The organism is Streptomyces sp. CB02400 (assembly GCF_001905725.1).
GTDB classification, from domain to species: Bacteria; Actinomycetota; Actinomycetes; order Streptomycetales; family Streptomycetaceae; genus Streptomyces; species Streptomyces atrovirens.
Map to the genome: position 1 here is coordinate 143,594 of NZ_LIWB01000019.1, position 26,410 is coordinate 170,003.

22 protein-coding genes and 2 pseudogenes are annotated in these 26,410 nt (G+C 72.7%); 16 read left to right on the plus strand and 8 right to left on the minus strand.

The window, feature by feature from the left end:
* Nucleotides 1-124 precede the first annotated feature (124 nt).
* Both AMK33_RS33490 and AMK33_RS33495 read left to right on the plus strand, forming a co-directional pair.
* The gene (locus AMK33_RS33490) at nt 125-1,705 is read left to right on the plus strand and encodes a sensor histidine kinase (RefSeq protein ID WP_073936764.1); all 1,581 of its coding nucleotides are present in this window, start codon (nt 125-127) and stop codon (nt 1,703-1,705) included.
* Nucleotides 1,702-2,367, plus strand: a complete 666-nt coding sequence (locus AMK33_RS33495; protein ID WP_073936765.1) for a response regulator transcription factor — start codon at nt 1,702-1,704, stop codon at nt 2,365-2,367. The genes AMK33_RS33490 and AMK33_RS33495 overlap by 4 nt, the downstream gene beginning before the upstream one ends.
* A gap of 6 nt (nt 2,368-2,373) precedes the next feature.
* On the opposite strand, the gene AMK33_RS33500 is transcribed toward AMK33_RS33495, so the two are convergent.
* Nucleotides 2,374-3,027 carry a phosphatase PAP2 family protein gene (locus AMK33_RS33500; protein WP_201263128.1) on the minus strand — a complete coding sequence of 218 codons (654 nt, stop codon included), beginning with the start codon at nt 3,025-3,027 and terminating at the stop codon, nt 2,374-2,376.
* A gap of 174 nt (nt 3,028-3,201) precedes the next feature.
* On the opposite strand from AMK33_RS33500, the gene AMK33_RS33505 reads away from it, so the two are divergent.
* Nucleotides 3,202-4,056: a hypothetical protein gene (locus AMK33_RS33505; protein ID WP_073936767.1), complete on the plus strand. Its 855-nt coding sequence runs from the start codon at nt 3,202-3,204 to the stop codon at nt 4,054-4,056.
* 99 nt (nt 4,057-4,155) lie between these two features.
* Here the strand turns inward: AMK33_RS33505 and disA are convergent, their stop codons facing one another.
* Complete coding sequence (gene disA, locus AMK33_RS33510; RefSeq protein WP_073936768.1) at nt 4,156-5,280, minus strand: DNA integrity scanning diadenylate cyclase DisA; 1,125 nt, start codon at nt 5,278-5,280, stop codon at nt 4,156-4,158.
* Nucleotides 5,281-5,361: 81 nt separating this feature from the next.
* On the minus strand, nt 5,362-6,771 hold the full coding sequence (radA, locus tag AMK33_RS33515; protein ID WP_073936769.1) for a DNA repair protein RadA: 1,410 nt from the start codon (nt 6,769-6,771) through the stop codon (nt 5,362-5,364).
* Between the two features lie 243 nt (nt 6,772-7,014).
* On the opposite strand from radA, the gene AMK33_RS33520 reads away from it, so the two are divergent.
* Nucleotides 7,015-8,796, plus strand: coding sequence for a BACON domain-containing protein (locus AMK33_RS33520; protein WP_073936770.1), 1,782 nt, complete (start codon nt 7,015-7,017; stop codon nt 8,794-8,796).
* 18 nt (nt 8,797-8,814) lie between these two features.
* Here AMK33_RS33520 and AMK33_RS33525 read toward each other — a convergent pair whose 3' ends face one another.
* On the minus strand, nt 8,815-9,696 hold the full coding sequence (locus AMK33_RS33525) for a hypothetical protein (protein ID WP_073936771.1): 882 nt from the start codon (nt 9,694-9,696) through the stop codon (nt 8,815-8,817).
* A gap of 110 nt (nt 9,697-9,806) precedes the next feature.
* On the opposite strand from AMK33_RS33525, the gene AMK33_RS33530 reads away from it, so the two are divergent.
* From AMK33_RS33530 to ilvD, 4 genes are all read left to right on the plus strand, one after another.
* Entirely contained in the window at nt 9,807-10,739 is a 933-nt protein-coding gene (locus AMK33_RS33530; protein WP_073936772.1) for a Ppx/GppA phosphatase family protein, read from the plus strand.
* Nucleotides 10,740-10,820: 81 nt separating this feature from the next.
* Nucleotides 10,821-11,660 (plus strand): sugar phosphate isomerase/epimerase family protein, encoded by an 840-nt coding sequence (locus AMK33_RS33535; RefSeq protein WP_073936773.1) that lies wholly within the window; start codon nt 10,821-10,823, stop codon nt 11,658-11,660.
* Entirely contained in the window at nt 11,657-12,304 is a 648-nt protein-coding gene (locus tag AMK33_RS33540) for a TetR/AcrR family transcriptional regulator (protein ID WP_073936774.1), read from the plus strand. Before AMK33_RS33535 ends, AMK33_RS33540 begins: the two co-directional genes overlap by 4 nt.
* 111 nt (nt 12,305-12,415) lie before the next feature.
* Nucleotides 12,416-14,269 carry a dihydroxy-acid dehydratase gene (gene ilvD / locus AMK33_RS33545; protein ID WP_073936775.1) on the plus strand — a complete coding sequence of 618 codons (1,854 nt, stop codon included), beginning with the start codon at nt 12,416-12,418 and terminating at the stop codon, nt 14,267-14,269.
* A 314-nt stretch (nt 14,270-14,583) separates the two neighbouring features.
* Here the strand turns inward: ilvD and AMK33_RS33550 are convergent, their stop codons facing one another.
* Nucleotides 14,584-16,701, minus strand: a complete 2,118-nt coding sequence (locus AMK33_RS33550; RefSeq protein WP_073936776.1) for a serine/threonine-protein kinase — start codon at nt 16,699-16,701, stop codon at nt 14,584-14,586.
* 183 nt (nt 16,702-16,884) lie between these two features.
* On the opposite strand from AMK33_RS33550, the gene AMK33_RS33555 reads away from it, so the two are divergent.
* Nucleotides 16,885-17,217 (plus strand): SH3 domain-containing protein, encoded by a 333-nt coding sequence (locus AMK33_RS33555; protein ID WP_073936777.1) that lies wholly within the window; start codon nt 16,885-16,887, stop codon nt 17,215-17,217.
* 49 nt (nt 17,218-17,266) lie between these two features.
* On the opposite strand, the gene AMK33_RS33560 is transcribed toward AMK33_RS33555, so the two are convergent.
* Nucleotides 17,267-18,748 carry an MFS transporter gene (locus AMK33_RS33560; protein ID WP_073936778.1) on the minus strand — a complete coding sequence of 494 codons (1,482 nt, stop codon included), beginning with the start codon at nt 18,746-18,748 and terminating at the stop codon, nt 17,267-17,269.
* Between the two features lie 62 nt (nt 18,749-18,810).
* Here AMK33_RS33560 and AMK33_RS33565 point away from each other — a divergent pair, with 62 nt between their 5' ends.
* The 6 genes from AMK33_RS33565 to proC all read left to right on the plus strand — a co-directional run bounded on the left by AMK33_RS33565 (nt 18,811) and on the right by proC (nt 24,110).
* Nucleotides 18,811-19,782: a helix-turn-helix transcriptional regulator gene (locus AMK33_RS33565; protein WP_073936779.1), complete on the plus strand. Its 972-nt coding sequence runs from the start codon at nt 18,811-18,813 to the stop codon at nt 19,780-19,782.
* 273 nt (nt 19,783-20,055) lie between these two features.
* Nucleotides 20,056-20,559 carry a hypothetical protein gene (locus AMK33_RS33570; protein WP_073936780.1) on the plus strand — a complete coding sequence of 168 codons (504 nt, stop codon included), beginning with the start codon at nt 20,056-20,058 and terminating at the stop codon, nt 20,557-20,559.
* Nucleotides 20,560-20,708: 149 nt separating this feature from the next.
* Nucleotides 20,709-21,491: a class I SAM-dependent methyltransferase gene (locus AMK33_RS33575; protein WP_073936781.1), complete on the plus strand. Its 783-nt coding sequence runs from the start codon at nt 20,709-20,711 to the stop codon at nt 21,489-21,491.
* A 33-nt stretch (nt 21,492-21,524) separates the two neighbouring features.
* A complete protein-coding gene (locus tag AMK33_RS33580; protein ID WP_073936782.1) occupies nt 21,525-22,316 on the plus strand; it encodes an ABC transporter ATP-binding protein in 792 nt (263 codons plus the stop codon).
* Complete coding sequence (locus AMK33_RS33585) at nt 22,313-23,083, plus strand: ABC transporter permease (RefSeq protein ID WP_073936783.1); 771 nt, start codon at nt 22,313-22,315, stop codon at nt 23,081-23,083. Before AMK33_RS33580 ends, AMK33_RS33585 begins: the two co-directional genes overlap by 4 nt.
* A gap of 214 nt (nt 23,084-23,297) precedes the next feature.
* Nucleotides 23,298-24,110: a pyrroline-5-carboxylate reductase gene (gene proC, locus AMK33_RS33590; protein WP_073936784.1), complete on the plus strand. Its 813-nt coding sequence runs from the start codon at nt 23,298-23,300 to the stop codon at nt 24,108-24,110.
* Between the two features lie 28 nt (nt 24,111-24,138).
* Here the strand turns inward: proC and AMK33_RS33595 are convergent.
* Nucleotides 24,139-24,330, minus strand: a pseudogene (locus tag AMK33_RS33595) (cysteine hydrolase family protein); the annotation flags it as partial.
* 2 nt (nt 24,331-24,332) lie between these two features.
* Between AMK33_RS33595 and AMK33_RS44235 the strand changes: the two are divergent.
* A pseudogene (locus AMK33_RS44235) lies at nt 24,333-24,512 on the plus strand (RNA-guided endonuclease TnpB family protein); the annotation flags it as partial.
* An 83-nt stretch (nt 24,513-24,595) separates the two neighbouring features.
* On the opposite strand, the gene trpS reads toward AMK33_RS44235, so the two are convergent.
* Nucleotides 24,596-25,630: a tryptophan--tRNA ligase gene (trpS, locus tag AMK33_RS33605; protein ID WP_073936785.1), complete on the minus strand. Its 1,035-nt coding sequence runs from the start codon at nt 25,628-25,630 to the stop codon at nt 24,596-24,598.
* Nucleotides 25,631-26,410 lie beyond the last annotated feature (780 nt).

The following is a 26,410-nucleotide window of genomic DNA, read 5'->3' on the forward strand; positions in this document are numbered from 1 at the left end:
CGATCCTCCCACGCCGGTGCCCGCCGATGGTGGGAGCGCCACGGTGGAGGCCTCCCGCAGGGTGACGGTGTACCTGACGATCGGCAGCGGTGGCGCACTCCCGTCCGCTTGTAGCGTCAAGGCCATGGAACGTGCCCGTCCCGCCGCGCTCGGCAAGGGCTGCCTGCTCTGGGCGGCCCTCTCCCTGCCCGCGGTCTGCGCCGACCGGATCGGGCTGAACGAGCCGCGTCCGCTCTGGCAGCAGCTCGCCGGACTCGGCGTGCTCGCCGTCGCCACCGCCGTGGCCCGACGCCGGCCGGCGGTCGCCTTCGGGCTGACGGCGGCGCTCAGCCTCGCCGCCACACCCGCGCTGTTCAGCGTCTCCTACGGCCCCGCCCTCGCGGTGTTCGCGCTGCTGCTCGGCCTGCGGTCGCCCCGTACGGCCCCCGCGGCGCTGTGCTTCGCCGCCGTAGCCTGCGCCGGCGGCGTGAAGATCGCGCTGGTGGGGCCCGACCCGGTTCCCGAGTGGTTGGTCCTGACCGGCACCCTCCTCTTCGGCTGTGTCCTGCCCTGGCTCGGCGGGCGTTACTGGGGCCAGAGCCGCGCGCTCACCGCGGCGGGCTGGCTGCGGGCCGCCCGCCTGGAGGAGGAGCAGCGCCTGACCGAGGAGCGCGCCCGGCTGCGCGAGCGGGCCAGGATCGCCCAGGACATGCACGACTCCCTGGGCCACGAGCTGAGCCTGATCGCCCTGCGCGCGGGCGCCCTCCAGGTCGCCCCCGACCTTCCCGGCCACCACCGGGCCGCCGCGGCCGACCTGCGCGCCGCGGCCGCCGACGCCACGGACCGGCTGCACCGCATCATCGGCGTCCTGCGGGAGGACGACGAGCCGCTGCCGCTCGCCCCGGCCGGCGAGAACGTCGAGCAACTCGTCGCCCGCGCCGCCGAGTCCGGCCTGCCGGTGCGCTGGGAGACCGGCGGACGGGGCGCGGCCGTGACACCCGGCGGGGTCGCCGAGCGGCTGCTGCACCGGGTGGCAAGGGAGGCGCTGACCAACGCGGCACGGCACGCACCGGGCGCGCCCGTCGTCGTGGCGGTGACGGGGGACGACGGACGAGGAGCGACCGTCACCATCTCCAACGGCCGGCCGGCCGCGGCGAGTTCCCCGGCCCCCGGAGGCGGTTCGGGACTGCTCGGACTGCGCGCCGCCGTCACCGCGGTCGGCGGCACCTTCGAGGCGGGCCCGCACGCCGACGGGTTCCGCGTCCGGGCGCACGTCCCCGCGCGGGCGGCCACGGCGCTCGAACCGCCCCGTCCCGCCTCCGCCCCCTTCACCCGCGCCCGCCGCCGCGTCGCCGCCGGTCTCGGTGCCGCCGCCGGCGCGGGCGTCGTCCTGGCCGGCGCCGCCTTCGGCTGGTACGCGTACACCGAGACGCACTCGGTGCTGGAACCCGCCGCCTACGCCGGACTGCGCCCGGGCACACCGGCCGCGGAGGTCGAGCGGGTGCTGCCGGACCGGCACATCCAGGACCCGCCGACGGAGCGCGCCCCCGCGCCCCCCGAGGGCACCGACTGCCGCTACTACCGCGCGAGCGGCGAGCTCTTCGTCTCCGTCGACCACTTCCGGCTCTGCTTCGACGAAAAGGGCCGCCTGGCCGCAAAGAACGTGATCCCGCGCGTCGGCACGTCCGGCGAAGGGCGGGACGAGTACGAGGAGTTCGCACCGTGATCCGGGTCCTGCTGGCCGACGACGAGGCGATGGTGCGCGCCGGGGTGCGCGCCATCCTGGGGAGCAGCGGCGAGACGGAGGTGGTCGCCGAGGCGGGTGACGGCCGTGAGGCCGTCGAGCTGGTCCGGGCGCACCGCCCCGACGTGGCGCTGCTCGACATCCGCATGCCCCGCCTGGACGGGCTCGCGGCGGCCGAGGAGATCGTGCGCACCGTCCCCGGCACGGCGGTCGCCATGCTCACCACCTTCTCCGAACGCGCCTATGTCGCCCGCGCCCTCGGCGGCGGCGCCACCGGCTTCCTGCTGAAGTCCGGCGACCCGTACGAACTCATCGCGGGCGTACGGGCGGTGGCGGGCGGTGCGGCCTTCCTGTCGCCCAAGGTGGCCCGGTACGTCATCGAAGGCCTCGGCGGGGCCGACGGCGGCGGCCGGCTCGCCCGGGAGGCCGAGGCGCACGCGCGCGTGGCGGTGCTGAGCCCGCGCGAACGCGAGGTCCTCGGCCTGGTCGGGGCCGGACTGTCCAACCCGGAGATCGCCGCCCGGCTGCACCTCGTCGAGGGCACGGTGAAGGCGTACGTCAGCGCGGTCCTCGACCGGCTCGGCGTACGCAATCGCGTACAGGCGGCGATCGTCGCCTACGAGGCGGGCCTGGTGGCGGGCTGAACCCGCTCAGCGGCGCCGGTGCGTGGCGTACGGCGGCACCGCGCGGGCGACGGTTTCCGGTCCCGGCCCGGTGAGCCACCGCGCGGTGGGCGCCGACGAGGCGCGCATCGCCTCCGCGAGCCGGACCGCCGGTCGCGTGCCCAGTCGTACGACGGTGAAGGCGACGACCGTGCCGAGCAGCAGGCCCGCCGCCACGTCGTGCGGGTAGTGCACGCCGACGAACACCCGGGAGAACGCCATGAGCAGGGCCAGCGGGGCCGTCAGCCAGACGAGTGCGCGCCGGACCAGGACCAGCGCGAGGGCCGAGGCGCCCGCGATCGTGGCGTGGTTGCTCGGGAAGGACCAGTCGCCGTGCGGCGGGCACTCCGCCAGCGATGGGGCGGCGCCGGCGACCGCCCGGCACGGACGCTCCTGGGTCACACCGGACTTGAGCACCTCACTGCACACGTACGCCACAGCCGTGGCCAGAGGTGCAAGGACCGCTATCGCGAACGCGCGGGTGCCGGAGTGCCGTGCCCGCCACCAGCCGGCCACGAACAGCGCGACGAACACCAGCAGTCCGGCCTCCGTCCCGATCTCGGCCGTGTGCTGTACCCACGCCGGGGTGTCGTGCGCGTAGTCGGTGATGTCGCGGTAGAGCCCGCTGTCCACGAAGTCCATGGTCACGCACGGTAGGCGAGGCGTCGATACGGTCACACCCCGCGATCGTCGCGTGCCGTACCTGACGAAAGACAGGGGTCACAGGACCTTTACCGGAATGATGATCCGGAAAAGTTGGGCTCGGAGCGGCGGGTGGGACAAGCGAACGCGCCGATCTCTCGTACAGTTTGCGCCGTGGGATCTCTGCGCAATCCGGTCGGGCCGCTTCCCTCCACCATCTACTGGCGTCGGAGGGCCGTACTGCTGTCCGTGCTGGCCCTGTTGGCGTTGTTGATCACCTGGGTGGTGGTCTCCGGCGGCGGGGGTGGCGGCGACCGTGACAACGGGGCCAACGGCAAGAATCCCGCGCCGTCCATCACTCCGGGACCGTCGAGTTCGGGACCGGCGATCAGTCAGGCGCCGGGCGGGCGCGACGAGTCGGGGTCCGGCGGATCCGACAGCGGGTCCGGCGGATCGGGCGGCTCGTCGTCCGGGTCCGGTGACGACGGGGCCAACGGCGATCCCGCGGACTCCGGTGGCGGTGACGGTGGTGGCGCCGGGGGCAGCGCGGGCGGTGGTTCCGAGGGCGGTACGTCGGCGGGGGTCGGCGCGGGCGACGCGCTGCCGGCCGGATCGGGGTCCTCGCTGCCCAACTGCACGGCGAACGCGGTGAAGTTCACTCTGCGCAGCTCCCACAACTCCTACGAGCCCGGGCAGACGCCCACGTTCCTGCTCACCGCGCGGAACACCTCCGGCAGTGACTGCAAGGTAGATCTCGGGCCGGACAACGCGGTGTTGACGATCACTCCGGCGAGTGGCGACGACGCGTACTGGGCGTCGGACGACTGTCCGAAGGGGGCGCGGAGCCTGGTGTTCCGGGTGCCGGCGGAGGACAGCATCACGTACACCGTGAAGTGGGACCGCAAGGCGAGCGAGCCGGAGTGCGCGACGCCGAAGGCGGGCACGGCCGGTGCGGGGACCTACCTGGTGGAGGCGAAGGCGCCGGGGTTCGAGAAGGTGCGGACGTCGTTCGTGCTGAAGGCCGGATAGCCGGCCGGGGGTGGGTTTCGCTCACCCGCGCTTGCGGGATACCGCCTGCGCCCACCCGTGCCGCCCCAGCGGCACGACTGCCCGCAGTTGCACGGCTGGCTAGACGTACCGCTCCAGGATCGAACTCTCCGCCAGCCGCGACAGCCCCTCACGCACGCTCCGCGCCCGAGCCTCCCCGACCCCGTCCACGGTCTGCAGATCATCCACACTGGCGGCGAGCAGCTTCTGCAGCCCTCCGAAGTGCTCCACCAGCCGATCGATGATCGCCCCCGGCAGCCGCGGCACCTTGGCCAGCAACCGGAACCCGCGCGGAGACACCGCGGAGTCCAGCGTCTCGGGCGATCCCGTGTACCCCAGCGCACGGGCCACCGTCGGCAGCTCCAGCAGCTCCGCGTGCGTGAGCACGTTCAGCTCGTGCAGGGCCTCGTCGACCGTGCGGGAGCGCTTGGCGGTGGGCTCGGGAACGTAGTCCCGTACGACCAGCTCGCGCTCCGGCTCCACGCCCGCGATCAACTCGTCGAGCTGAAGGGCGAGAAGACGGCCGTCGGTGCCCAGTTCGACCACGTATTCGGCGATTTCGGTGGCGATGCGGCGCACCATCTCCAGCCGCTGCGCGACCGCCGAGACGTCCCGGACGGTCACCAGGTCCTCGATCTCCAGCGCCGACAGCGTGCCCGCGACCTCGTCGAGACGGAGCTTGTAGCGCTCCAGGGTGGCCAGCGCCTGGTTGGCGCGGGACAGGATCGCCGCCGAGTCCTCCAGGACCCGGCGGTGGCCGTCGACGTACAGCGCGATCAGGCGCATCGACTGGGAGACGGAGACGACGGGGAAGCCGACCTGCTTGGAGACGCGGTCGGCGGTGCGGTGCCGGGTGCCGGTCTCCTCGGTGGGGATGGTCGGGTCCGGCACGAGCTGGACGCCCGCCCGCAGGATCTTGGACAGGTCGGACGACAGCACGATGCCGCCGTCCAGCTTGCACAGCTCACGCAGCCGGGTCGCGGTGAACTCGACGTCCAGCACGAAGCCACCGCTGCACAGCGTCTCGACGGTCTTGTCGGAACCGAGCACGATGAGACCGCCGGTGTTGCCGCGGAGCACGCGCTCCAGGCCGTCGCGCAGCCCGGTACCGGGTGCCACGGCGCTCAGCGAGGCGCGCATCAGGCCATCGGGACCGGCACTCCCACCGGACTTTCCGGGAGCTGCTGCCCGGTCGTTGGCTGCCACTGCACTCCTCCGGTCGCAGGTTCTGGGGCGCCGTCGTTTCGCACACTCGGTTCGTACGGACGGGCGAGACCTGGGCAAAGTCTACCGGCGGTCCTCCGTCTCCCGTGGGGCCTCTCGGCGACGGGAGCGCGGAAGGACCCGCAGGGCGTCCCCTATGTCCGCCACTTCCAGCACCTTCATGCCCGACGGGACCTTGCCCGGATCGCCCGGTACCAGGGCGTGCGTGAAGCCCAGACGGTGTGCCTCGGCGAGCCTGCGCTGGACGCCCGTGACCCGTCTCACCTCACCGGCGAGGCCGACCTCGCCGATCGCGACCAGGTTCTTCGGCAGCGGGGTGTCGCTCGCCGCCGACGCCAGCGCGAGCGCGACGGCCAGATCCGCGGCCGGTTCCGAGAGCTTCACCCCGCCCACCGTCGCGGAGTAAATGTCCCGTTTGCCCAAAGCGCTGATCCGGCCGCGCTGTTCCAGTACCGCCAGCATCATCGACACGCGTGAGGTCTCCAGGCCGGACGTGGTGCGCCGGGGCGAGGGGATCTGCGAGTCGACCGTGAGCGCCTGCACTTCGGCGACCAGGGGGCGGCGGCCCTCCAGGGTGACGGTCAGGCAGGTGCCCGGGACCGGTTCGTCACGACGGGTCAGGAAAAGTCCGCTGGGGTCCGCGAGGCCCGTGATGCCCTCGTCGTGCAGCTCGAAGCAGCCCACCTCGTCCGTGGTGCCGTAGCGGTTCTTGACGCCGCGCACCAGACGCAGACGCGCGTGCCGGTCGCCCTCGAAGTGCAGGACGACGTCCACCAGGTGCTCCAGCAGGCGCGGACCCGCGATCGCGCCGTCCTTGGTGACGTGGCCCACGAGGAGCGTGGACATCCCGCGCTCCTTGGAGGCCCGGATCAGCGCGCCGGCCACCTCGCGGACCTGGGCCATGCCGCCCGGGGCGCCGTCGATCTCGGGGGACGCCACCGTCTGCACCGAGTCCATGATCAGCAGGGACGGCTTCACCGCGTCCAAGTGGCCGAGCACGGCGGACAGGTCCGTCTCGGCGGCGAGGTACAGGTGGTCGTCGATGGCGTGGATGCGGTCGGCACGCAGCCGGACCTGGCTCGCCGACTCCTCCCCGGTGACGTACAGCGTGCGGTGCTCGTCGCTCGCCGACTTGGCCGCCACGTCCAGCAGCAGCGTGGACTTGCCCACGCCCGGCTCACCCGCGACCAGCACCACCGCGCCGGGTACCAGGCCGCCGCCGAGCACCCGGTCCAGCTCGGGCACGCCGGTGGAGCGGGCGGTGGCCTGACGGCCGTCGACCTGGCCGATGGGCAGGGCGGAGGTGGTGACCCGCCCGGGCGCCGTCGTACGGACCGCGGGCGCGCCGTACTCCTCGATCGTCCCCCAGGCCTGGCACTCGGGGCAGCGACCGAGCCACTTGGCCGTCTGCCAGCCGCACTCGGTGCAGCGGTAGGACGGTCGGTCCTTGGTGGTCTTGGTACGGGCAGCCATGCGAGAACGGTAACGGCAGGCACTGACAACGGGACCGTCGCACCCCGGGGGTGCATCCGGCCCGTCCGGCGATCGAGGACGAGGCCGTTCAGGCCGAAGCGGGGCCCGGGGCGGCAGCCCCGGAGGGCCGGCGAACGGGCAGCGAAAGGTTCCTGTCCCCGATAGAGGGATCGTTTCACCCGTACGGATTAAAAGCGCGCAGCGCTCCCGTAGGCACCGCCCCGCGCCGCCTACGGTCGCCGGATGACGAGCAGCGGCCCGGAGACCTCGACCCGCACGACCGGAACCCACCGGACGCACCGGGAAGTGCGCGACCGCGGGGCCTCGCACACGCTGGCCCAGCGGCCGGTCACCCGCTACGAGTCCCATCTGGACGGCCTGTTCACCTACTGCCTGTCCGTCCTCTGCGACCACGACGCGGCGACGGCCGCCCTGGCCGACGTCCTCGTGCTCGCGGAACGCCGCGGCCGGCACGTCCCCGACGAGCTCGGGAGCCGCAGGGCCTGGCTGTACGCCCTGGCCCGCTGGGCGTGCCTGCGCAAGCTGGCCGAGGCCGGGCGGCAACGCCGGGCCACCCACGCCGTGGGCCGCGCCGGCCGGCGGCGGGCGGCGGGGAACGCCCCCGCCCCGGCCGTCTCCGAGGACGTCCAGGAGCGGCGCCGCCGCGAACTTGCCGAGCTCGCCTGGCCGGAGGCCGCCGGCACCACGCCCGAGCAGCGCGAGGCGCTCGAACTCGCGGTGCGCCACCACCTCGCCGCCCACGAGGTCGCCGCCGTGCTCGGCATGCAGCCGGCCGCCGCGCGGGCGCTGCTCGCCGCCGCGGCCTGCGAGGTGGAACGCACCCGCGCGGCGCTCGCCGTCATCGAGACCGGCGCCTGCCCGGGCGTGGCGCATCTCACCGGCGACCGGCGGCTCGTGCTCAGCGCGACCCTGCGCCAGGAACTCGTCCGGCACGTCGACGACTGCCCGCGCTGTCGTCGTACCGCCGAGCGGGCCGTTCCCGGCCGCTGGCCCGGCACCAGCGTCACCCCGGACGCGCTGCCCGTCCTCCCGGCACCCGGAGCGGCCCTGCACGCCGCCATGGCGCACTCCCCACGCGCGCGTGCCACCGCGCCCCGCTTCGACCGGCGCGGCTTCCCGATGGACCCCAAGGACCGTGTCGCCCGGCGGGACCGGCTGCGCGCGCGTGCCGTCACGACGACGGTCGTCGCCACCGTCGTCGCCGCGCCGGTGCTCGCCCTGTGGGCCGCCTACCGGAGCACCCCCGTGGGCGAGGACCGGGACGGTCGCCCGTCCTCCGCACGGGAGGACGGCGGCCCCCTCGACCTCGACGGCGAGGGAGCGGGCGGCTACGAGAACACCGGCAACGCGAGCACCCGGCCCGAGACCGGATTCGGTGAGAAAGGTGAGCCGGACGTGTCCGTGGAGGTCGTGAGCGTCGCCGGAGCCGGGCACGAGGGCGCCGGCACGCTGGACGTCACGGCCGACCACAGCGGCGACACCACGCTGATCACCCTGACCGCGACGGGCGCCGAACCGGTCCGCTGGTCCGTGTCGACGGGAGCGTCCTGGCTCTATCCGAGCCGGTCGTCGGGAACGCTCGCGCCCGGCGAGTCGGTGACGGTCAGGGTCTACGTCGACCAGTTGCGCGAACCGTCCGGCCACTGGAGCGCGGCCGTGGCGATCTCGCCCGCCGGTTCCGTCGTGACCATCGAGGGCTACGGCCCCGTCCCCGCCGCCCCGGGCGACGGCTCGCCCTCCGGCCACCCCGGCGGTCCGGGCACCGCGCACCCCGGCACGCCGAGCGCCCCGCCTCCGTCGTCGCCCGGCCCGGAGCCGACGCCCACGACACCGGCGCCCTCGGAGCCCACACCGGGCGATCCGCCGTCCTCACCCGGCCCGGACCCCACGACGGGCGGCCCTACACCCACCGGACCCACGCCCTCCGCCCCGGTGACGACCGGCCCGGAGGACCCGCCGCCGCCCACCGGGGGCGACGCCCCGAGCCCGGCCACGTCCTCCTGAAGGCGCCCCAGGCGCGTCCTAGGGGCGCCGGGCGGGATCCGCCGGATGCGGGGCCAGCAGGGGCAACTGCGAGGCCAGCCGTTCCTCGCACAGCTCGACCAGACGGTCGTAGCCCGCCTTGCCCATCAGCTCGGTCAGCTCCGCGCGGTAGGAGACGTACACCGGGTCCCCGGCGCCGTGCGCCGAGGTGGCCGAGGTGCACCACCAGTGCAGGTCGTGGCCGCCCGGACCCCAGCCCCGGCGGTCGTACTCGCCGATCGACACCTGCAGCACGCGCGTGTCGTCGGGCCGGTCGATCCAGTCGTAGGTCCGCCGGACGGGAAGCTGCCAGCACACGTCCGGCTTGGTCTCCAGCGGCTCCCGGCCCTCCTTCAGGGCGAGGATGTGCAGCGAGCAGCCCATGCCGCCCGCGAAGCCCGGCCGGTTCTGGAAGATGCACGAGCCCTGGAACGGGCGGGTCTGACGGTCGCCGTCCTCGTCCTCGGAGACCCAGCCGTTCTTCGTGCCCTCCGCGTGGTGCTGCCAGATGTCCGGAGTGAGCCTCGCCACATGCCCGGCGACCCGCTTCTCGTCGTCCTCGTCCGAGAAGTGGGCACCCAGGGTGCAGCAGCCGTCGTCCGCGCGGCCCGCCTGGATGCCCTGGCAGCCGCTGCCGAAGATGCAGTTCCAGCGAGAGGTCAGCCATGTCAGATCGCAGCGGAAGACCTGCTCGTCGTCCGCCGGATCAGGAAACTCCACCCACGCGCGGGCGAAGTCGAGCCCCTTCTCGTCGTCCACCGGCGCCGTTCCCGGCGCCCGCGGTGCTGTCACCCGCGAAGAACCCTCGGCCAGTCCGGCCTTCTTGTCCTTCTTGGCCTTCTTGTCCGTCTTTTCGTCCTTCGCCTTTTTCGTCTTTGGCACCCGTCCAGGGTAAGTCGCCCACGCTCCTCGCCGGGACCGGCTCGGCCACCGCAGAAGAGGCACCACGAGAAGAGGCATCACACCGCGCGGCGGGCAGTAGCGTTCCGTACATGAGACTCGGTGTCCTCGACGTGGGTTCGAACACGGTGCATCTGCTGGTGGTGGACGCGCACCCCGGCGCGCGCCCGCTGCCCGCGCACTCGCACAAGGCGGAACTGCGCCTCGCCCAACTCCTCGACGACGACGGGGCCATCGGCCCCGACGGCGTCGACAGGCTGGTCGCGGTCGTCCACGACGCGCTCCAGGCCGCCGAGGACAAGGGCGTCGAGGAGCTGCTGCCGTTCGCGACCTCCGCGGTGCGCGACGCAGGCAACGCCGACGACGTCCTCACGCGCGTGCGCGAGGAGACCGGGGTCGAACTGCAGGTGCTCAGCGGCGACGAGGAGGCCCGGCTCACCTTCCTCGCCGCCCGCCGCTGGTTCGGCTGGTCGGCGGGGAAACTGCTCGTCATCGACATCGGCGGCGGCTCCCTGGAGATCGCCTACGGCATGGACGAGGAGCCCGACGCCACGGCGTCCCTGCCGCTCGGCGCCGGCCGCCTCACCGCCGCGCGGCTGCCCGGCGACCCGCCCGAGCCGGACGACGTACGCGCGCTGCGCCGCCACGTCCGCACCGAGATAGCCCGCACGATCGGGGAGTTCAGCCGCTTCGGCGCACCCGACCACGTGGTGGCCACCTCCAAGACCTTCAAGCAGCTCGCCCGCATCGCCGGCGCACCCGGCACCGCCGAGGGCCTGTACGTCCAGCGTGAGCTGAAGCGGGAGTCCCTGGAGGGCTGGGTGCCCAGGCTCGCCGCCATGACCGCCGCCGAGCGCGCCGAGCTGCCCGGCGTCTCCGAGGCCCGCGCGGGCCAGCTGGTCGCCGGGGCCCTGGTCGCGGAGGGCGCCATGGACCTGTTCGGCGTGGAACGCCTGGAGATCTGCCCCTGGGCCCTGCGGGAGGGCGTGATACTCCGCAGGCTGGATCACCTGGGCCAGGGATAGCGGCCCTGGGTCCATGACAAACACCACAACGGCGAACGGGCACCCCGCACCCACCCGGCCCCACCCCGTAACCTGAGGCTCGTGGCAGAACCAAGGGACGTAGTCCGCATCCCGGATGCGAAGGTCGCCCTGTCGACGGCCTCCGTCTACCCGGAGTCGACGGCGACGGCCTTCGAGATCGCCGCGCGCCTCGGGTACGACGGCGTCGAGGTCATGGTGTGGACCGACCCGGTCAGCCAGGACATCGAGGCCCTGCGCAGACTCAGCGACTACCACCGCATCCCCGTCCTGGCCGTCCACGCGCCCTGCCTGCTCATCACGCAGCGCGTGTGGTCCACCGACCCCTGGACCAAGCTCCAGCGCGCCCAGGCCGCCGCCGAGAAGCTCGGCGCCGGCACGGTCGTCGTCCATCCCCCCTTCCGCTGGCAGCGGCAGTACGCCCGCGACTTCGTGGAGGGCGTCTGGCGGATGGCCGGCGAGACGGACGTGCGGTTCGCCGTGGAGAACATGTACCCCTGGCGCTACCGCGACCGCGAGATGCTCGCGTACGCCCCCGACTGGGACGTCACCAAAGAGGACTACCGCCACTTCACGATCGACCTCAGCCACGCCTCGACCGCCCGCACCGACGCCCTGCAGATGATCGACCGCATGGGCGACCGCCTCGGCCACGTCCACCTCGCCGACGGCCGGGGCTCCGCCAAGGACGAGCACCTGGTGCCCGGCCGCGGCGACCAGCCCTGCGCCGAGGTGCTGGAGGGCCTCGCGTCGCGCGGCTTCGACGGCCATGTCGTCATCGAGGTCAACACCCGCCGGGCCATGTCGAGCGCGGAGCGCGAAGCCGACCTGGCCGAGGCACTGGCGTTCACCCGCCGGCACCTGTCCTCCGCCGCCTCCGCGATCGAGGTGCCCCGCCGGTGACCGGCATCGCCTCGGGCGACGGCCCGGGTACTCCCGCGCGGGGCGACGGCACCACCCGGCGCCGCGGCCGCCCTCCTCGTACGGAATCGGCCGGCACCCGGGACCGCATCCTCGACGCGGCCCGCGAGGAGTTCTCCGCGCGGGGATACGAGAAGACGTCCGTCCGGGGCATCGCCAAGTCGGCCGGGGTCGACTCCGCGCTGGTGCACCACTACTTCGGCACCAAGGAGCAGGTGTTCGAGGCCGCCGTGGAGGTCGCCTTCGCGCCGGCGTTCACCGTGCGGGACACGATCCTCGACGGTCCCGTCGAGGAGGCCGGCGAGCGGATGACCCGCATGATCATCGGCCTCTGGGAGAACCCGGTCAGCCGGGCCCCGCTGCTCGCGATCGTCCGCTCCGCCGTGAACAACGAGATCGCGGCCGGTGTCTTCCGCCGTCTGATCGCCGGCCAGCTGTTGCGCCGGATCGCCGGACAGCTCGACGTCCCCGACGCGGAGCTGCGCGCCGAGCTCGCCGCCGCGCAGCTGGTCGGGGTCGCGATGATCCGGTACGTGATCAAGATGGAGCCGCTGGCCTCGGCGGACGCCGAGCAGATCATCAGGCGGGTGGCGCCGGTGGTGCAGGGGCACCTCACCGGGCGCTGACGTCCCTCCGGACTGAGACACCCGTCCCGAAATCCGGACACCTCGTCCCGCCCTCTGGATGACCGGCGTACGCTCGACGACAGTCATAACTCTCCGAAGGAGCGAGCGACGATGCCCGAGCTGAGGTCCCGCACAGTCACCCACGGCCGCAACATGGCGGGCGCCCGCGCCCTTATGCGCGCCTCCGGTGTACCGGGTGCGGACATCGGTCGCAAGCCGATCATCGCGGTCGCCAACAGCTTCACGGAGTTCGTCCCCGGCCACACCCACCTGGCCCCGGTCGGCCGGATCGTCAGCGAGGCGGTCGTGGCGGCCGGCGGCATCCCGCGCGAGTTCAACACGATCGCCGTCGACGACGGCATCGCGATGGGCCACGGCGGCATGCTGTACTCCCTGCCCTCCCGCGACCTGATCGCGGACAGCGTGGAGTACATGGTCGAAGCGCACTGCGCCGACGCCCTGATCTGCATCTCCAACTGCGACAAGATCACCCCGGGCATGCTCAACGCGGCCCTGCGCCTGAACATCCCGACGGTCTTCGTCTCCGGCGGCCCGATGGAGTCCGGCCGCGCCACCCTGGTCGACGGCACGGTCCGCACCCTGGACCTGGTCGACGCGATGTCGGAGGCGGTCAACGACAAGATCTCCGACGCGGACATCCTCCGCATCGAGGAGAACGCCTGCCCCACCTGCGGCTCCTGTTCCGGCATGTTCACCGCCAACTCGATGAACTGCCTCACCGAGGCCATCGGCCTCTCCCTGCCCGGCAACGGCTCGGTCCTGGCCACCCACACCGCCCGCAAGGCGCTCTACGAGAACGCCGCCCGTACGGCCCTCGACCTGACCCGCCGCTACTACGAGCAGGACGACGACTCGGTCCTGCCCCGCAACATCGCCACCCCCGCGGCCTTCGAGAACGCCATGGCGCTCGACATCGCGATGGGCGGCTCCACCAACACGATCCTGCACCTGCTGGCCGCCGCCCAGGAGGCGGAGGTCCCCTACGGCCTCACCGAGATGGACGCCCTCTCGCGCCGCGTCCCCTGCCTGGCCAAGGTCGCGCCGAACGTCGCCAAGGACCGCACGTACTACATGGAGGACGTGCACCGCGCGGGCGGCATCCCCGCCCTCCTCGGCGAACTGCACCGCGGTGGCCTGCTCAACGAGGACGTGCACTCCGTCCACAGTCCGTCCCTGGCCGACTGGCTGAAGACCTGGGACATCCGCGGCGGCTCGCCCTCCCAGGAGGCCGTGGAGCTGTGGCACGCGGCCCCCGGCTGCGTCCGCTCCGCCGAGGCGTTCTCCCAGTCCGAGCGCTGGGACTCCCTGGACGAGGACGCCGAGGGCGGCTGCATCCGCTCCGTGGAGCACGCCTACTCCAAGGACGGCGGCCTGGCGGTCCTGCGCGGCAACCTCGCCGTGGACGGCTGCGTAGTGAAGACCGCCGGCGTCGACGAGTCCATCTGGACCTTCGAGGGCCCGGCCGTCGTCTGCGAGTCGCAGGAGGAGGCCGTCCAGAAGATCCTCACCCAGCAGGTCAAGGAGGGCGACGTCGTCGTCATCCGCTACGAGGGCCCCAAGGGCGGCCCCGGCATGCAGGAGATGCTCTACCCGACCTCGTACCTGAAGGGCCGCGGCCTCGGAAAGCTCTGCGCCCTGGTCACCGACGGCCGCTTCTCCGGCGGTACCTCGGGCCTGTCCATCGGCCACGCCTCACCGGAGGCGGCGGCCGGCGGCACCATCGCCCTGGTCGAGGACGGCGACCGCATCCGCATCGACATCCCGAACCGCTCCATCGAGCTGCTCGTGGACGACGCCGAGCTGACCCGCCGCGAGCAGGCCATGAACGGCGTGTACGCCCCGAAGAACCGCGAGCGCAAGGTCTCCGCGGCCCTGAAGGCGTACGCGGCGATGGCCACCAGCGCGGACAAGGGCGCGGTGCGCGACATCACCAAGCTCGGCTGACCCACCCCACCCGCACGACGAGCCCGCCGGCCCTCGCACGCCCCGGCGGGCTCACGCATGCGCACCCGGTGGGCTTCGGTACGTGCTGTACGGGCGTCCGGTGCCTTTTGTCGGCCCTGGGGCGACGCCCCGTACGGCCGTCCGTCGGCCCCCGTACACCGAGCCCGCCGGATCCCGTACGCCCCGCGTGATGAACCGGCGGGTCCGCCGTGTGCCCGTGCCTGCCCGGCGGGCTTCGGTACGTGCTGTACGACCGTCCGGCGGCGGGGCGACGACCCGTACGCCCCCACCGGACTCCGCTCGTACGCCCGCCCCTACCAGCCCTCCGGATCCCGCCCCGCCACCCCGAACACCGTCCCGTCGGGCGCGCCGGCGTAGACGTGGCCGCCCGCGAGTACGGGCTCGGGCAGTGCGGCGGGGACACGGTCGGACTCCGCGCCGAGCCGTGGCCGGGTCTGCCCGAGGAGCTCCCCCTCGCGGGCGTCGACGCCCAGCAGCCGCCCGTCGGGAGCGGTGACGTACACGTGCCGCCCGTCGGAGACGGGCACCGAGCCCCGGCTCACGCCCGTCTCCAGCCGCCACCGCTGCTTCCCCGCCGCCATGTCGACGGCCACCAGCGAACCGCCCGCGCCCATGAGGTACACGGTGTCCCCGTGCACGCCGGCCTCCGCCTGCGCGACCGGCACGGGCAGCGTCACCCGGCGGACGTCCCCGGTGCCGGGCGTGTAGCGGAGCACGGCCTTCGCGTCCCCGTACACGGCGCCGCCGGCGACGAGGTACACGGCCCCGTCCGCCGCCCCCACGGGCGTCAGGTCCCCTTCCAGCTCCGCGTCCCACCGCACGTCACCCGTCGCCGGATCCACCGCGGTGACCCGGGTCCCGCTCCCGTCCCCGGACGGACTCACCGCGTACGCCGACGGCTCGCCCGACTCCCCGGCGAACGAGGAGAAGTACGGCACGGCCTGCCCCGGAACCCGGCGGGACCACCTGGTCTCGCCCGAGGCGCCGTCCACGCCCGTGACCGTCCCGTCGGAGCGGGTGAGCAGGAGCGTGTCGCCGACCGCCCGCACTCCGTCGTACTCGGGCGGGTCCTCCCGCCACGCCGGCTCGCCCGTGGCGGGGTCGAGCGCCTCCAGGTCACCGATCCGGTCGAGGGAAGGCTGGACGAGGCCGCCCGACACGACCGGCGGTTCGCTCCGGGCCGTCCCCGCGACGTCGTGCCGCCACAGGGTGCGGCCGTCGGCCGGGTCGAGGGCGAAGACCCGGCCGGGCAGCGCACACAGCAGCTTCTCCGCCCCGTACGAGCACTGGGGCATGCCGCCGCGCTCCGAGTCGGGCGTCGCCTCCCACACCCCGAAGCCGCCCGACGCGCTCTGCGCGGCGGTGGTCTTCCGCGCCGGTTCCGCGCCGCCGAACACCTGCACCGAGGCGAGCCCGCCGAGCACCGCGAGGCAGAGCACCCCCGCCACCAGAACCGTCCGCCTGCCGAGCCGCCGCGCGGGCCGCGCCTCAGGTGTGTCCGGAGGCTCCGGCGCGGCCTCCTCCGGTGCCTCCCGCGCTTCGGGCGTCCGCGGCGCCGGTACGAACACCTGCGTGTCGTACGCCGCCGCCACCGACCGCAGCTGCCGCATCAGCTCGTCCGGCGTGGGCCGGTCGTCGGGCTCCTTGGCGAGACACCGCAGCACCAGCGGCGCGAGCGACTCCGGTACACCGGTCAGGTCGGGCTCGTCGTGCACGACCTGGTAGGCGACGACGTACGGGCTGTCGGAGTCGAACGGACCGCGCCCCGTCGTCGCGTGCACCATGAGCGACCCGAGCGCGAACACGTCGGCCGCGGGTCCCACTTCCCGGGGCCGCCGGAACTGCTCGGGCGCCATGAACGGCGGCGTACCGATCAACTTCCCGGTCTCGGTGCGCAGTTCGCTGTCCTTTGGCCGGGAGATGCCGAAGTCGATGACCTTCGGCCCGTCCTCGGCGAGCAGCACGTTGCTCGGTTTCAGGTCCCGGTGCACGACTCCGACCCGGTGGATGTCGCGCAGCGCCTCCGCGAGCCCGGCCATCAGCCGGCGCGACTGGTCCGGGTCCATGGGCCCGTTCCGCTTCACTTCCTCGGAGAGCGTCGGACCGGGGATGTACAGGGTGGCCATCCAGGGCCGCCCGCCCTCCGGATCGGCGTCGACGACCGGCGCGGTGAAAGCCCCGCTCACTCGCCGCGCCGCGGCCACCTCCTGCCGGAACCGCCCTCTGAACTCGGGGTCCATGGCGTACCGGGCGTGTACGACCTTCACCGCGACCCGCATCCCGGAGGTGCTCCGGGCCAGATGTACGACGCCCATGCCGCCCGAGCCCAGGCAGGACTCCAGACGGTAGTGACCGGCGTACTCCGGAAGTTCCGCTTCCGCGCCCGCTCCGGCGTTCCGCTGCGGCGCCATGGAACCACCCCCGTGCTGTTCGTTCGCGCGCGCGACGCTCGGAGCCTAGTCGATGGTGCGTGTGGGACCGAGGCGGCCTGCCCGACTCCGTGTGCGAGTTGCGAACTGGTGTTTCATGGCTTGTTCCAGGGGTATCAACGTGGCCCCACGACTGTCGTGGGGTGCAACGGGGGAGGTTTTCTCATGTCTGTCGACCAGGCGCAGGACATCGCGGGCGGGGACGAGAAGGCGACGGCGACGGCGGCGGTGGAGGCGATGGCGGCCCCGGCCGCGGCCTCCTACCCGGTCGCTCCGGGCTACCGGCTGAACGTCCGCAGCGGCCCCGGCACCAACTACTCCATCGTCCGGGTCCTGTCCGAGGGCGCCGAGGTCCGGATCAACTGCCAGACACCGGGCATGTGGGTGTCGGGCCCGTACGGCACCTCGAACATCTGGGACAACATCGGCAGCGGCCAGTACGTCTCCGACGCGTACATCCGCACCGGCAGCGACGGGTACGTCGCCTCCCGCTGCTAGTGACGTCCCTCCTCCGGGCCGACGCCGGCGGAGGGGGCCCGGCACGGGTTCACCGGTCGACGTCCTCGGCCGCGGTCCTGGGGAGCGCGAGCATCACCAGGGCCGCCACGACGTAGAGCACCGCGGAGACGACGAGGACGAGGCCGAACGCGCGACCGTAGTCGGCCGGTCCCGGTGCACCGGTCGCCGATCCGGTGACGGCGCCGAAGAAGACCGTGCCGAGAGCGGCGATGCCGACGGCGGCGCCGACCTGGTTGACGGTGGAGAGCACCCCGCCCGCGGCGCCCGCGTTGCGGGCGGGGACGCCGGCGAGGACGACGTTGACGAGGACGGGCGCGGCAAGACCGAGCCCGAGGCCGCCGATGAAGAGGGCGAGGGCGAGCTGCCAGTACCCGGGATCGTCGCTCTCCCCGACCACCACCCGGAGGACGAGCTGGGACGCGGCGACGGCGAGTGAGCCGGTGATCAGCAGGGCCCTCCCGGCCCTGGTGGCGAGAGCGACTCCGAGCCCCGAGGTGATGATCGAGCCGAACGCGTACGGCAGGATCACCAGGCCGGTCTCCCACGCGCTGCGGCCGGTGCCGGCCTGGAGGTAGACCGACAGCGTGAGGAAGAACGCCCCGAGGCCGCCGAAGAAGAGCACGGACGCACCCAGGCCGGCCGCGAAGGCGCGGACGCGGAGCAGAGCCGGATCGAAGACGGGTTCGCCCCCGCGTCCGGCCAGCCGGCGCTCGTGGGCGAGGAAGAGCGCCAGCACGACGACGCCGGCGGCGAGAAGGGCGTGACTGCCCGCGGTCCATCCCCAGGTCTCGGTCTGGATGACCGGCAACAGCAGGAGCAGGATGCCCGAGGCCGCGAGCAGCGCGCCCCGGAGGTCGAGCCGCGCGGTCGAGGCCGAACGGGACTCCGGCAGGACCTTCGCGCCGATGACGAGCGCCAGGACCGAGACGGGCACGTTGATCCAGAAGATCGTGCGCCATCCCAGTCCGAACAGGTCGGCATCGATGAGCAGCCCGCCCAGCAGCGGTCCCGCGACCGAGGCGAGACCCTGGACGGCCCCGTAGGCGCCGAACGCCTTGGCGCGCTCGCCGGGGGCGAACGAGGCCCGGATGATCCCGAACACCTGCGGGACCATGATCCCCGCGGTCAGTCCCTGCACGGCACGCATGCCGATGAGCACTCCCGGACCGGTGGCCAGCGCGCAGAGTGCGGAGGTGAGCACGAACCCGCCCAGCCCGGTCATGAACAGGCGCTTGCGGCCGTACTGGTCACCGAGCCGTCCGCCGGTGATCAGGCCCGCGCCCAGCGCCAGGACGTAGGCGGCGATCATCCACTGGATCTGTGCGTCGCCGGCCCCCAGGTCCCGGGCGATCGCCGGGGCCGCGACGGTGACGACCGTCGCGTCGAGGAGGTCCAGGAAGGAACCGAAGAGCACCACCAGGAGCGCGGCGCCCGCACTCGTGCCGGAGACGAGCGGTGAGGAGACGGCGGGTGGGCGCGTCCCCTCTTGACGGATGTGTGAAGCGGTCATGGCGGACACGCTGACAGCTATAGTTGCCACCGAGTGACCGCAATGGCGGAGGGAAACGAGCGATGGCTGCCACCTCCGCGCGGACGCTGAAGCTGCTGTCGGTCTTCGGGACCGGCGCGACCCTGACCGCCGAGCAGCTCGCCACCCGACTCGGGGCGTCCGTGCGGACCGTACGACGCGACATCGACACGCTCAGGGAACTCGGGTACGAGATCGAGGCCGTGCGCGGGGTGGGCGGAGGCTACCGGCTCGGCCGCGCCACCCGGTTGCCGCCGGTCGTCTTCGACGAGGACCAGGCCGTCGCGGTGGCCGTCGCGCTCCAGACCGTCCCCACCCTCCTGTCCGGCATCCGCGAGAACTCGGCCCGCGCCCTCACCACGCTGCGGCAGGCGATGCCCGCCCGCAGCCGTATCCACGCCGAGGCGTTCACCGTCTCCGCGGCGCGCAACTACTGGGAGTTCCCCGCAGCACCCATCGACGCCGAGGCCATCGGCGTCATCGGCGGAGCGATCCACCGACGGCACGTCCTTCGCGTGGACCACACCGGCGAGGACGGACCGACGACGCTCACGCTCGAACCGCACCACCTCGTCGTATGGGCGGCACGGTGGTACCTCGTCGCGTACGAACCGGACACGGACCGCTGGCGCGCGATGCGCGTCGACCGCCTCGCACCGCGCATGCCCACGGGGAGGACCTTCGACCGCCGCGACGTCCCGCACGGCGATCCGGCCGCCTTCGTCATGAGCACCCACGACCGCGGCGACACCCCGGCGGAATGGCCCTGCCGCGGCTCCGCGCTCCTCGCACTGCCCGCACCCGTCGTCGCCCGGTTCGCCCCCGGCGGGTCGACGGTCGAGCACATCACCGACTCCAGTTGCCGCCTCACACTCGGCGCGTGGTCCTGGGCCGGCCTGGCGGGACTGCTCCTCACGTTCGACGCCGGCATCACGGACATCGAGCCGGCCGAACTCAGGCAGGCGCTGCGCACGTTGCGCACCCGCATCGACGAAGGACTCGGGCACGCCATGTGAGTTCGCTGTCCCGTTTCCGGGCCGCCGCCAGCTGCCCGTTCCGGTGAACCCCCCGGATCCGCCGATGGCGAGAGCCCCATGGCCGAGGTGGCCGCCTGCTCCGGTGAACGTTCGCCGGGTACGCCGCCACGCCGTCGAAGAGATCCACTGAGCTGTCGCCGTACGACCGTGCCCTGGGGGCTTCGCCCGGAGCCGCAGGACACGCGGGCGTGCCGGGGGCCCGGCAGGGGAGGGGGACCCACGCGCACGCTGGAGAGGAGTCACAATCGACTGGTGAACGCAGCAGAGAACGACCCGAACGGCACCCCGGCCACCCCCACCGGCCCCCAGCCCGAGCCCATCCGCTTCTTCGGCACCACGTGGGTCGACCACTCCGGCGGCTACACGGGCCGCCGCGTCGGCGTCGCGGTGGGTTCCCTCGCCGCCGCGGCAGCCGCCTGCTTCGTCCTGCGCATCGCCTACGACGGGCTCCGGATCGCCGACGTCGGCAGCTTCGTCTCGCTGCTCATGGTCGTGATGTTCGCGATCTGCAGCTCGCTCGCCTTCCGTCACACCTGGTCCGCCTTCACCACCCGCCCCGACCCCGACCGCCAGACCTCCCTGCGCGGCCTGCTGGCCATCGGCTTCGTCGGCTCGCTCCTCGCCTACTTCTTCCGCACCTTCACCGAGGCCCCGGGCGAGAAGCTCCACCGCGCGGAGTACGACAAGGCCCGAGCGGACCACGAGAAGCGCACCACCCGCCGCTCGGGCAACCCGTCGAAGAAGCGCCGCCGCTAGGGGCCGCCCGACGACCCGGTCGTACGGCGAACCCGGTGACTCACCGGGCAGCCCCCGGCCCGCCCCGACAACCGCCGTCGGGAAAGGCCCGGCGACCACCCGTACTCCCCGAAAACCACCTGCACGCCGCACCCGGCCACCATGGCCGTATGACGACACCCAGGGTCGACCGCCTCACCCGAGCCCACTCCTTCAACGCGGCCGCCGCCCAGTACGCCGCCAACCGCCCCTCCTACCCGCCCGCCCTCTTCGACGCGGTCGAGGAGCTGACCGGCCGCCCCCTCGCCGGCTCCCGGGTCGTGGACGTCGGCGCCGGTACGGGCATGGCGACCGCCTCTCTGCACACGCGCGGCGCCGACGTGATCGCCGTCGAGCCCGGTGACGGCATGGCGGCCGAGTTCCGCCGCACCCTCCCCGACGTGCCGGTCGTCCGGGGCAGTGGCAACGCCCTCCCCCTCGCCGGCCACTGCGCCGACCTCCTCACCTACGCCCAGGCCTGGCACTGGACCGACCCGGCCCGCGCCGTCCCGGAGGCGGTACGGGTCCTGCGGCCGGGCGGGGCACTCGCCCTGTGGTGGAACACCGACGCGCTCGACGTGCCCTGGATCGCCGAGGAAGCCGAACGCACCGCGCGCCACTTCGGCGTGAACCTCGCCGCCGAGCGGCGCAACACCAACGCCCGAGCCGCCGACCCCGCCGGCCTCCTGCACTTCACCCGCAGGGAGATCCGCTGGAGCCGCCGCGTCCCGATCGACACCCACCTGGCCAACCTCGCCAGCCACTCGGTCCTCCTCGTCGACGGCGACCGCGCCGCCACCTTCCTCGCCGAGGAGCGCGAACACCTCACCGCCGCCTTCCCGGACGGCACCGTCGAGGAGACCTACGACGTCGTCCTCCTCCTCGCCACCACACCCCCGACCCCGACGGCTTGACGCCTCCCCGGACCCGGGAGGAGTATTCACCACATGATGAATTACTCCTCCCGCCCACCGGAGGAACCAGCTGTTCACGCCCAGGACCTCACCGTCGTCAGAGGCCCCCGCACCGTCCTGCGCGGCCTCGACTTCACCGTCCCGCGTGGTCAGATCACCGGCCTCCTCGGCCCCTCCGGCTGCGGCAAGTCGACCCTGATGCGGGCCGTCGTCGGCACCCAGGCCAAGGTCACCGGCACCCTGGACGTCCTCGGCAGCCCCGCCGGCCACCCCACCCTGCGCACCCGCATCGGCTACGTCACCCAGGCCCCGTCCGTCTACGACGACCTGACCGTCCGCCAGAACCTCGACTACTTCGCCGCGATCCTCGACCCCGGCCGGGCGGCCGCCGACCGCCGCCACGAGAACGTCACCCGCGCGATCGCCGACGTCGACCTCACCACCCACGCCGACGCCCTCGCCGGCAACCTCTCCGGCGGCCAGCGCAGCCGCGTCTCCCTCGCCGTGGCCCTCCTCGGCGCCCCCGAACTCCTGGTCCTCGACGAACCCACCGTCGGCCTCGACCCCGTCCTCCGCCGCGACCTGTGGCAGCTCTTCCACACCCTCGCCACCGAACGCGGCGCCACCCTCCTGATCTCCTCCCACGTCATGGACGAGGCCGAACGCTGCCACCGCCTCCTGCTCATGCGCGCGGGCGGGATCCTCGCCGACGACACCCCCGACGCCCTGCGCACCCGCACCGGCTCCGACACCGTCGAGGCGGCCTTCCTCCACCTGGTCGACGAGGCGATCGCGGCAGGCCGTACCAAGGAGACGACCCGATGAGCACGACCACCCCCGCCCCGGCACGCGCCCTCAACGCCTCCCGCACCACCGCCACCGCCGCCCGGGTCCTGCGCCAGCTCCGCCACGACCCGCGCACCATCGCGCTGATGGTCCTCATCCCCTGCGTGATGCTGTTCCTGCTCCGCTACGTCTTCGACGGCAGCGCGCGCACCTTCGACAACATCGGCGCGTCACTCCTCGGGATCTTCCCGCTGATCACGATGTTCCTGGTCACCTCGATCGCCACCCTGCGCGAACGCACCTCCGGCACCCTCGAACGCCTCCTCGCCATGCCCCTGGGCAAGGGCGACCTGATCGCCGGCTACGCCCTCGCCTTCGGTACCCTCGCGATCGTCCAGTCCGCCCTCGCCACGGGCCTCGCCGTCTGGTTCCTCGGCCTCGACGTCACCGGCAGCCCCTGGCTGCTCCTGCTGATCGCCCTGCTCGACGCACTCCTCGGCACGGCCCTCGGCCTCTTCGTCTCGGCCTTCGCGGCCTCCGAGTTCCAGGCGGTCCAGTTCATGCCGGCGGTGATCTTCCCCCAGCTCCTCCTCTGCGGCCTCTTCACCCCACGCGAGAACATGCACCCGGCCCTGGAGGCCATCTCCGACGTCCTCCCCATGTCCTACGCGGTCGACGGCATGAACGAGGTCCTGAAGCACACCGACATGACCGCGGCCTTCATCCGCGACACGGCGATCGTCGCGGGCTGCGCCCTGCTGGTCCTGACCCTGGGCGCGGCCACCCTGAGGCGCAGGACGCAGTAGCAGCCTGCTGCCCCCACCCGCGGGCAGCCGTGCCGCTGGGGCGGCACGGGTGGGCGCGGACGGCATCCATAAGCGGGGCAAGCGACACCCACCCCCGCCCCACCCGCCCTCGCCCCCGGACCGACATCCCGCCCACTGGACGCCCCACCCCCACCCGCACCCGGAATGCGAGGATGCCCACAGGACGACGCACCCCCGGAGGGCACCCCCAGCCATGACCCAGAAAGTCGCAGTCCTCGGCACAGGAAAGATCGGCGAAGCCCTGCTCAGCGGAATGATCCGCGCCGGCTGGGCCCCCACCGACCTCCTCGTCACCGCCCGCCGCCAGGAACGAGCCGACGAACTCCGCACCCGCTACGGAGTCACCCCGGTCTCCAACCAGGAAGCCGCCAAGACCGCCGACACCCTGATCCTCACGGTCAAACCGCAGGACATGGGCACCCTCCTCGACGAACTCGCCCCCCACGTCCCCGCCGACCGCCTGATCATCAGCGGCGCCGCCGGCATCCCCACCGCCTTCTTCGAGGACCGCCTCGCCACCGGCACCCCGGTCGTCCGCGTCATGACCAACACCCCCGCCCTCGTCGACGAGGCCATGTCGGTCATCTCCGCCGGAAGCCACGCCACCGCAGGCCACCTCGCCCACGCCGAGGAGATCTTCGGCGCCGTCGGCAAGACCCTCCGCGTCCCCGAGTCCCAGCAGGACGCCTGCACCGCCCTCTCCGGCTCCGGCCCGGCGTACTTCTTCTACCTGGTCGAAGCCATGACCGACGCCGGCATCCTGCTCGGCCTGCCCCGCGACAAGGCCCACGACCTGATCGTCCAGTCCGCGATCGGCGCCGCGACGATGCTCCGCGACAGCGGCGAACACCCGGTGAAGCTCCGCGAGAACGTGACCTCTCCCGCCGGCACCACCATCAACGCCATCCGCGAACTCGAGAACCACGGCGTACGAGCCGCCCTCATCGCCGCCCTCGAAGCCGCCCGCGACCGCAGCCGCGAACTCGCGAGCGGCACCAAGGACTGACGACCGGCCTGAGCCCCCGCACGGGGGCTCACTTCGCCGCGGTCAGGACGTCCTCCGCCGTCACCACCGTCGCGAACCCACCCCCGTGCAGCGACACCGCCGACGCCCGCGCCAGCTCGTCCCCGCTCTGCCGCCAGCCGAAGGGCCCCTCCAGGTCGGAGGTGTACGTCGCGTCGAACGCGACCACCACCTCGTACCCGAGGCTTTCTCCCGGCTCCGCGCGGAGCGAGAGCCAAGCACGCCCTGCCGCTGTCGGAACGCACCTACACCTGTACCGCGTGCGGAGCCGTCTCTCCCAGGGACAAGAACTCCGCCCGCGTGATGCTCGTCCGGGCAGGTCTGGACCCGGCTGGTGTCGAGGGCACAAGACCTCCCGGAGCGCCGCTCCGGAAGGCGGCCTGAGCCAGGAATCCCCTCCCTACAGGGAGGAGAGCAGTCAAAATGCGCCAGCACTTCGCATCGCGCCTCGCCACCAGCCCCCGCGCCTACCGAGCCGCGTTCAGCACGGGCGCCCCGGTATCCGAGCCCGCCGGCAACAAGCCGATCGCCCGATAAGCGGCATCAACGGTCGGCCGAGCCATGCCCCGCGCCCGTTCCGCACCATCCCGCAGCACCCCCTCCACATAGCCGGGATCCGCGCACAACTCCTTGTGCCTCTCCCGCACCGGCCTCAAGACCTCGACCACCGCCTCCGCGGCGTCCCTTTTCAAATCCCCGTACGACTCATATACACCGGCCAGCGCCTCCGGGTTCCCACCCGAACACGCGGCGAGGATCTCCAGCAGATTCGCCACCCCCGGCCGGGCCTCTCTGTCGTACACGACCTCCCGCCCGCTGTCGGTCACCGCCCGCATGACCTTCTTCCGCGCCACGTCCGGCTCGTCCAGCAGATAGACGATCCCCGGCCCCGTGTCGTCGCTCTTGCCCATCTTCGACATGGGGTCCTGCAGATTCATCACCCGCGCCGCCACCGACGGATTCGTCGCCCGCGGCACCACGAACGTGTGCCCGTACCGCTGGTTGAACCGCACCGCGAGATCCCGCGCCAGCTCCACGTGCTGCGTCTGGTCGTGCCCGACCGGCACCTCGTCCGTCCCGTACGCCAGGATGTCGGCCGCCATCAGCACCGGATACGTCAGCAGTGACAGCCGCACGCTCCCACCCCGCCGCTGTTCCCGCGCGGCCTTCTCCTTGTACTGGATCATCCGCCGCATCTCGCCGTCCGTGGCCACGCACTCCAGCAGATACGACAGCCGCGCGTGCTCGTCCACATGGCTCTGCACGAACACCGTGCACAGCGCCGGGTCCAGCCCGGACGCCAGCAGCAACGTCGCCGCCTGCCGGCTCAGCCTGCGCACCCGCGCGGGATCGTGGTGCACGGTCAGCGCGTGCAGATCGACGACGCAGAACAACGCGTCCGCCTGGTGCTGGTCGACCGCGGCCCACTGCCGCATGGCCCCCAGGTAGTTCCCCAGCGTCAGGTGCCCGGTCGGCTTGATCCCACTGAAGACCCTTGTCATCTCTTCTCTTCTCCGTCTCCGGTCCGAGGCCGCCGTCCCCGGCCGGCCGCCCCTCGGAGTCCTGGAGGGAGAAACAGAAACGGCCGCCGAGGCGGCGGCCGTTGAGTGCGCACGTAGGGGGCGGCCGCCGTCAGGCGGCCCACCAGAACTGGCTGTACGTGCGCGTGGTCATACGGACCAGAGTACGCCCCGGGGGTGGGACGAGGCAGCGAGTTGACACGTCCCGGCCGGATCCGTATGGTTCTCCGAGTTGTCCGACGTGAGCGCCGACTCCGGTCGGTCCCCGGACAGCCATTCCGCAAGTACCACCTCTGTTCGAGACGGCAGTCTGTCTGTTGTCACGTCCTTGGCGTGCGTATTTTCGAAATGAGGAATCCGCACCCGAAAGGGAGCAGGACCCCGATTAGGTCGGGAGCCGGGAATCCGCTAAAGTCTCACTCGTCGGAACGGCCCAACGGCCGGGAAGACAGCCCGCTCTGACCGGGAATCAGGCCCGAAAGGATCTGATAGAGTCGGAACCGCCGGAAAGGGAAACGCGAAAGCGGGAACCTGGAAAGCGCCGAGGAAATCGGATCGGAAAGGTCTGATAGAGTCGGAAAGGCAAGACCGAAGGGAAGCGCCCGGAGGAAAGCCCGCGAGGGTGAGTACGAAGGAAGCGTCCGTTCCTTGAGAACTCAACAGCGTGCCAAAAGTCAACGCCAGATATGTTGATACCCCGTCCATCCGGTTCGGATGGTCGAGGTTCCTTTGAAGAAAAACACAGCGAGGACGCTGTGAACC

What these genes read in the sequence shown, in the direction of transcription:
- AMK33_RS33550 (WP_073936776.1), bottom strand. Translation starts at nt 16,701, where the DNA reads ATGGCGCCGCAGCGGAACGCCGGAGCGGGCGCGGAAGCGGAACTTCCG.
- AMK33_RS33555 (WP_073936777.1), top strand. Translation starts at nt 16,885, where the DNA reads ATGTCTGTCGACCAGGCGCAGGACATCGCGGGCGGGGACGAGAAGGCG.
- AMK33_RS33585 (WP_073936783.1), top strand. Translation starts at nt 22,313, where the DNA reads ATGAGCACGACCACCCCCGCCCCGGCACGCGCCCTCAACGCCTCCCGC.
- AMK33_RS33580 (WP_073936782.1), top strand. Translation starts at nt 21,525, where the DNA reads ATGATGAATTACTCCTCCCGCCCACCGGAGGAACCAGCTGTTCACGCC.
- trpS (WP_073936785.1), bottom strand. Translation starts at nt 25,630, where the DNA reads ATGACAAGGGTCTTCAGTGGGATCAAGCCGACCGGGCACCTGACGCTG.
- AMK33_RS33490 (WP_073936764.1), top strand. Translation starts at nt 125, where the DNA reads ATGGAACGTGCCCGTCCCGCCGCGCTCGGCAAGGGCTGCCTGCTCTGG.
- AMK33_RS33560 (WP_073936778.1), bottom strand. Translation starts at nt 18,748, where the DNA reads ATGACCGCTTCACACATCCGTCAAGAGGGGACGCGCCCACCCGCCGTC.
- ilvD (WP_073936775.1), top strand. Translation starts at nt 12,416, where the DNA reads ATGCCCGAGCTGAGGTCCCGCACAGTCACCCACGGCCGCAACATGGCG.
- AMK33_RS33520 (WP_073936770.1), top strand. Translation starts at nt 7,015, where the DNA reads ATGACGAGCAGCGGCCCGGAGACCTCGACCCGCACGACCGGAACCCAC.
- AMK33_RS33575 (WP_073936781.1), top strand. Translation starts at nt 20,709, where the DNA reads ATGACGACACCCAGGGTCGACCGCCTCACCCGAGCCCACTCCTTCAAC.
- proC (WP_073936784.1), top strand. Translation starts at nt 23,298, where the DNA reads ATGACCCAGAAAGTCGCAGTCCTCGGCACAGGAAAGATCGGCGAAGCC.
- radA (WP_073936769.1), bottom strand. Translation starts at nt 6,771, where the DNA reads ATGGCTGCCCGTACCAAGACCACCAAGGACCGACCGTCCTACCGCTGC.
- AMK33_RS33530 (WP_073936772.1), top strand. Translation starts at nt 9,807, where the DNA reads ATGAGACTCGGTGTCCTCGACGTGGGTTCGAACACGGTGCATCTGCTG.
- AMK33_RS33500 (WP_201263128.1), bottom strand. Translation starts at nt 3,027, where the DNA reads ATGGACTTCGTGGACAGCGGGCTCTACCGCGACATCACCGACTACGCG.
- AMK33_RS33565 (WP_073936779.1), top strand. Translation starts at nt 18,811, where the DNA reads ATGGCTGCCACCTCCGCGCGGACGCTGAAGCTGCTGTCGGTCTTCGGG.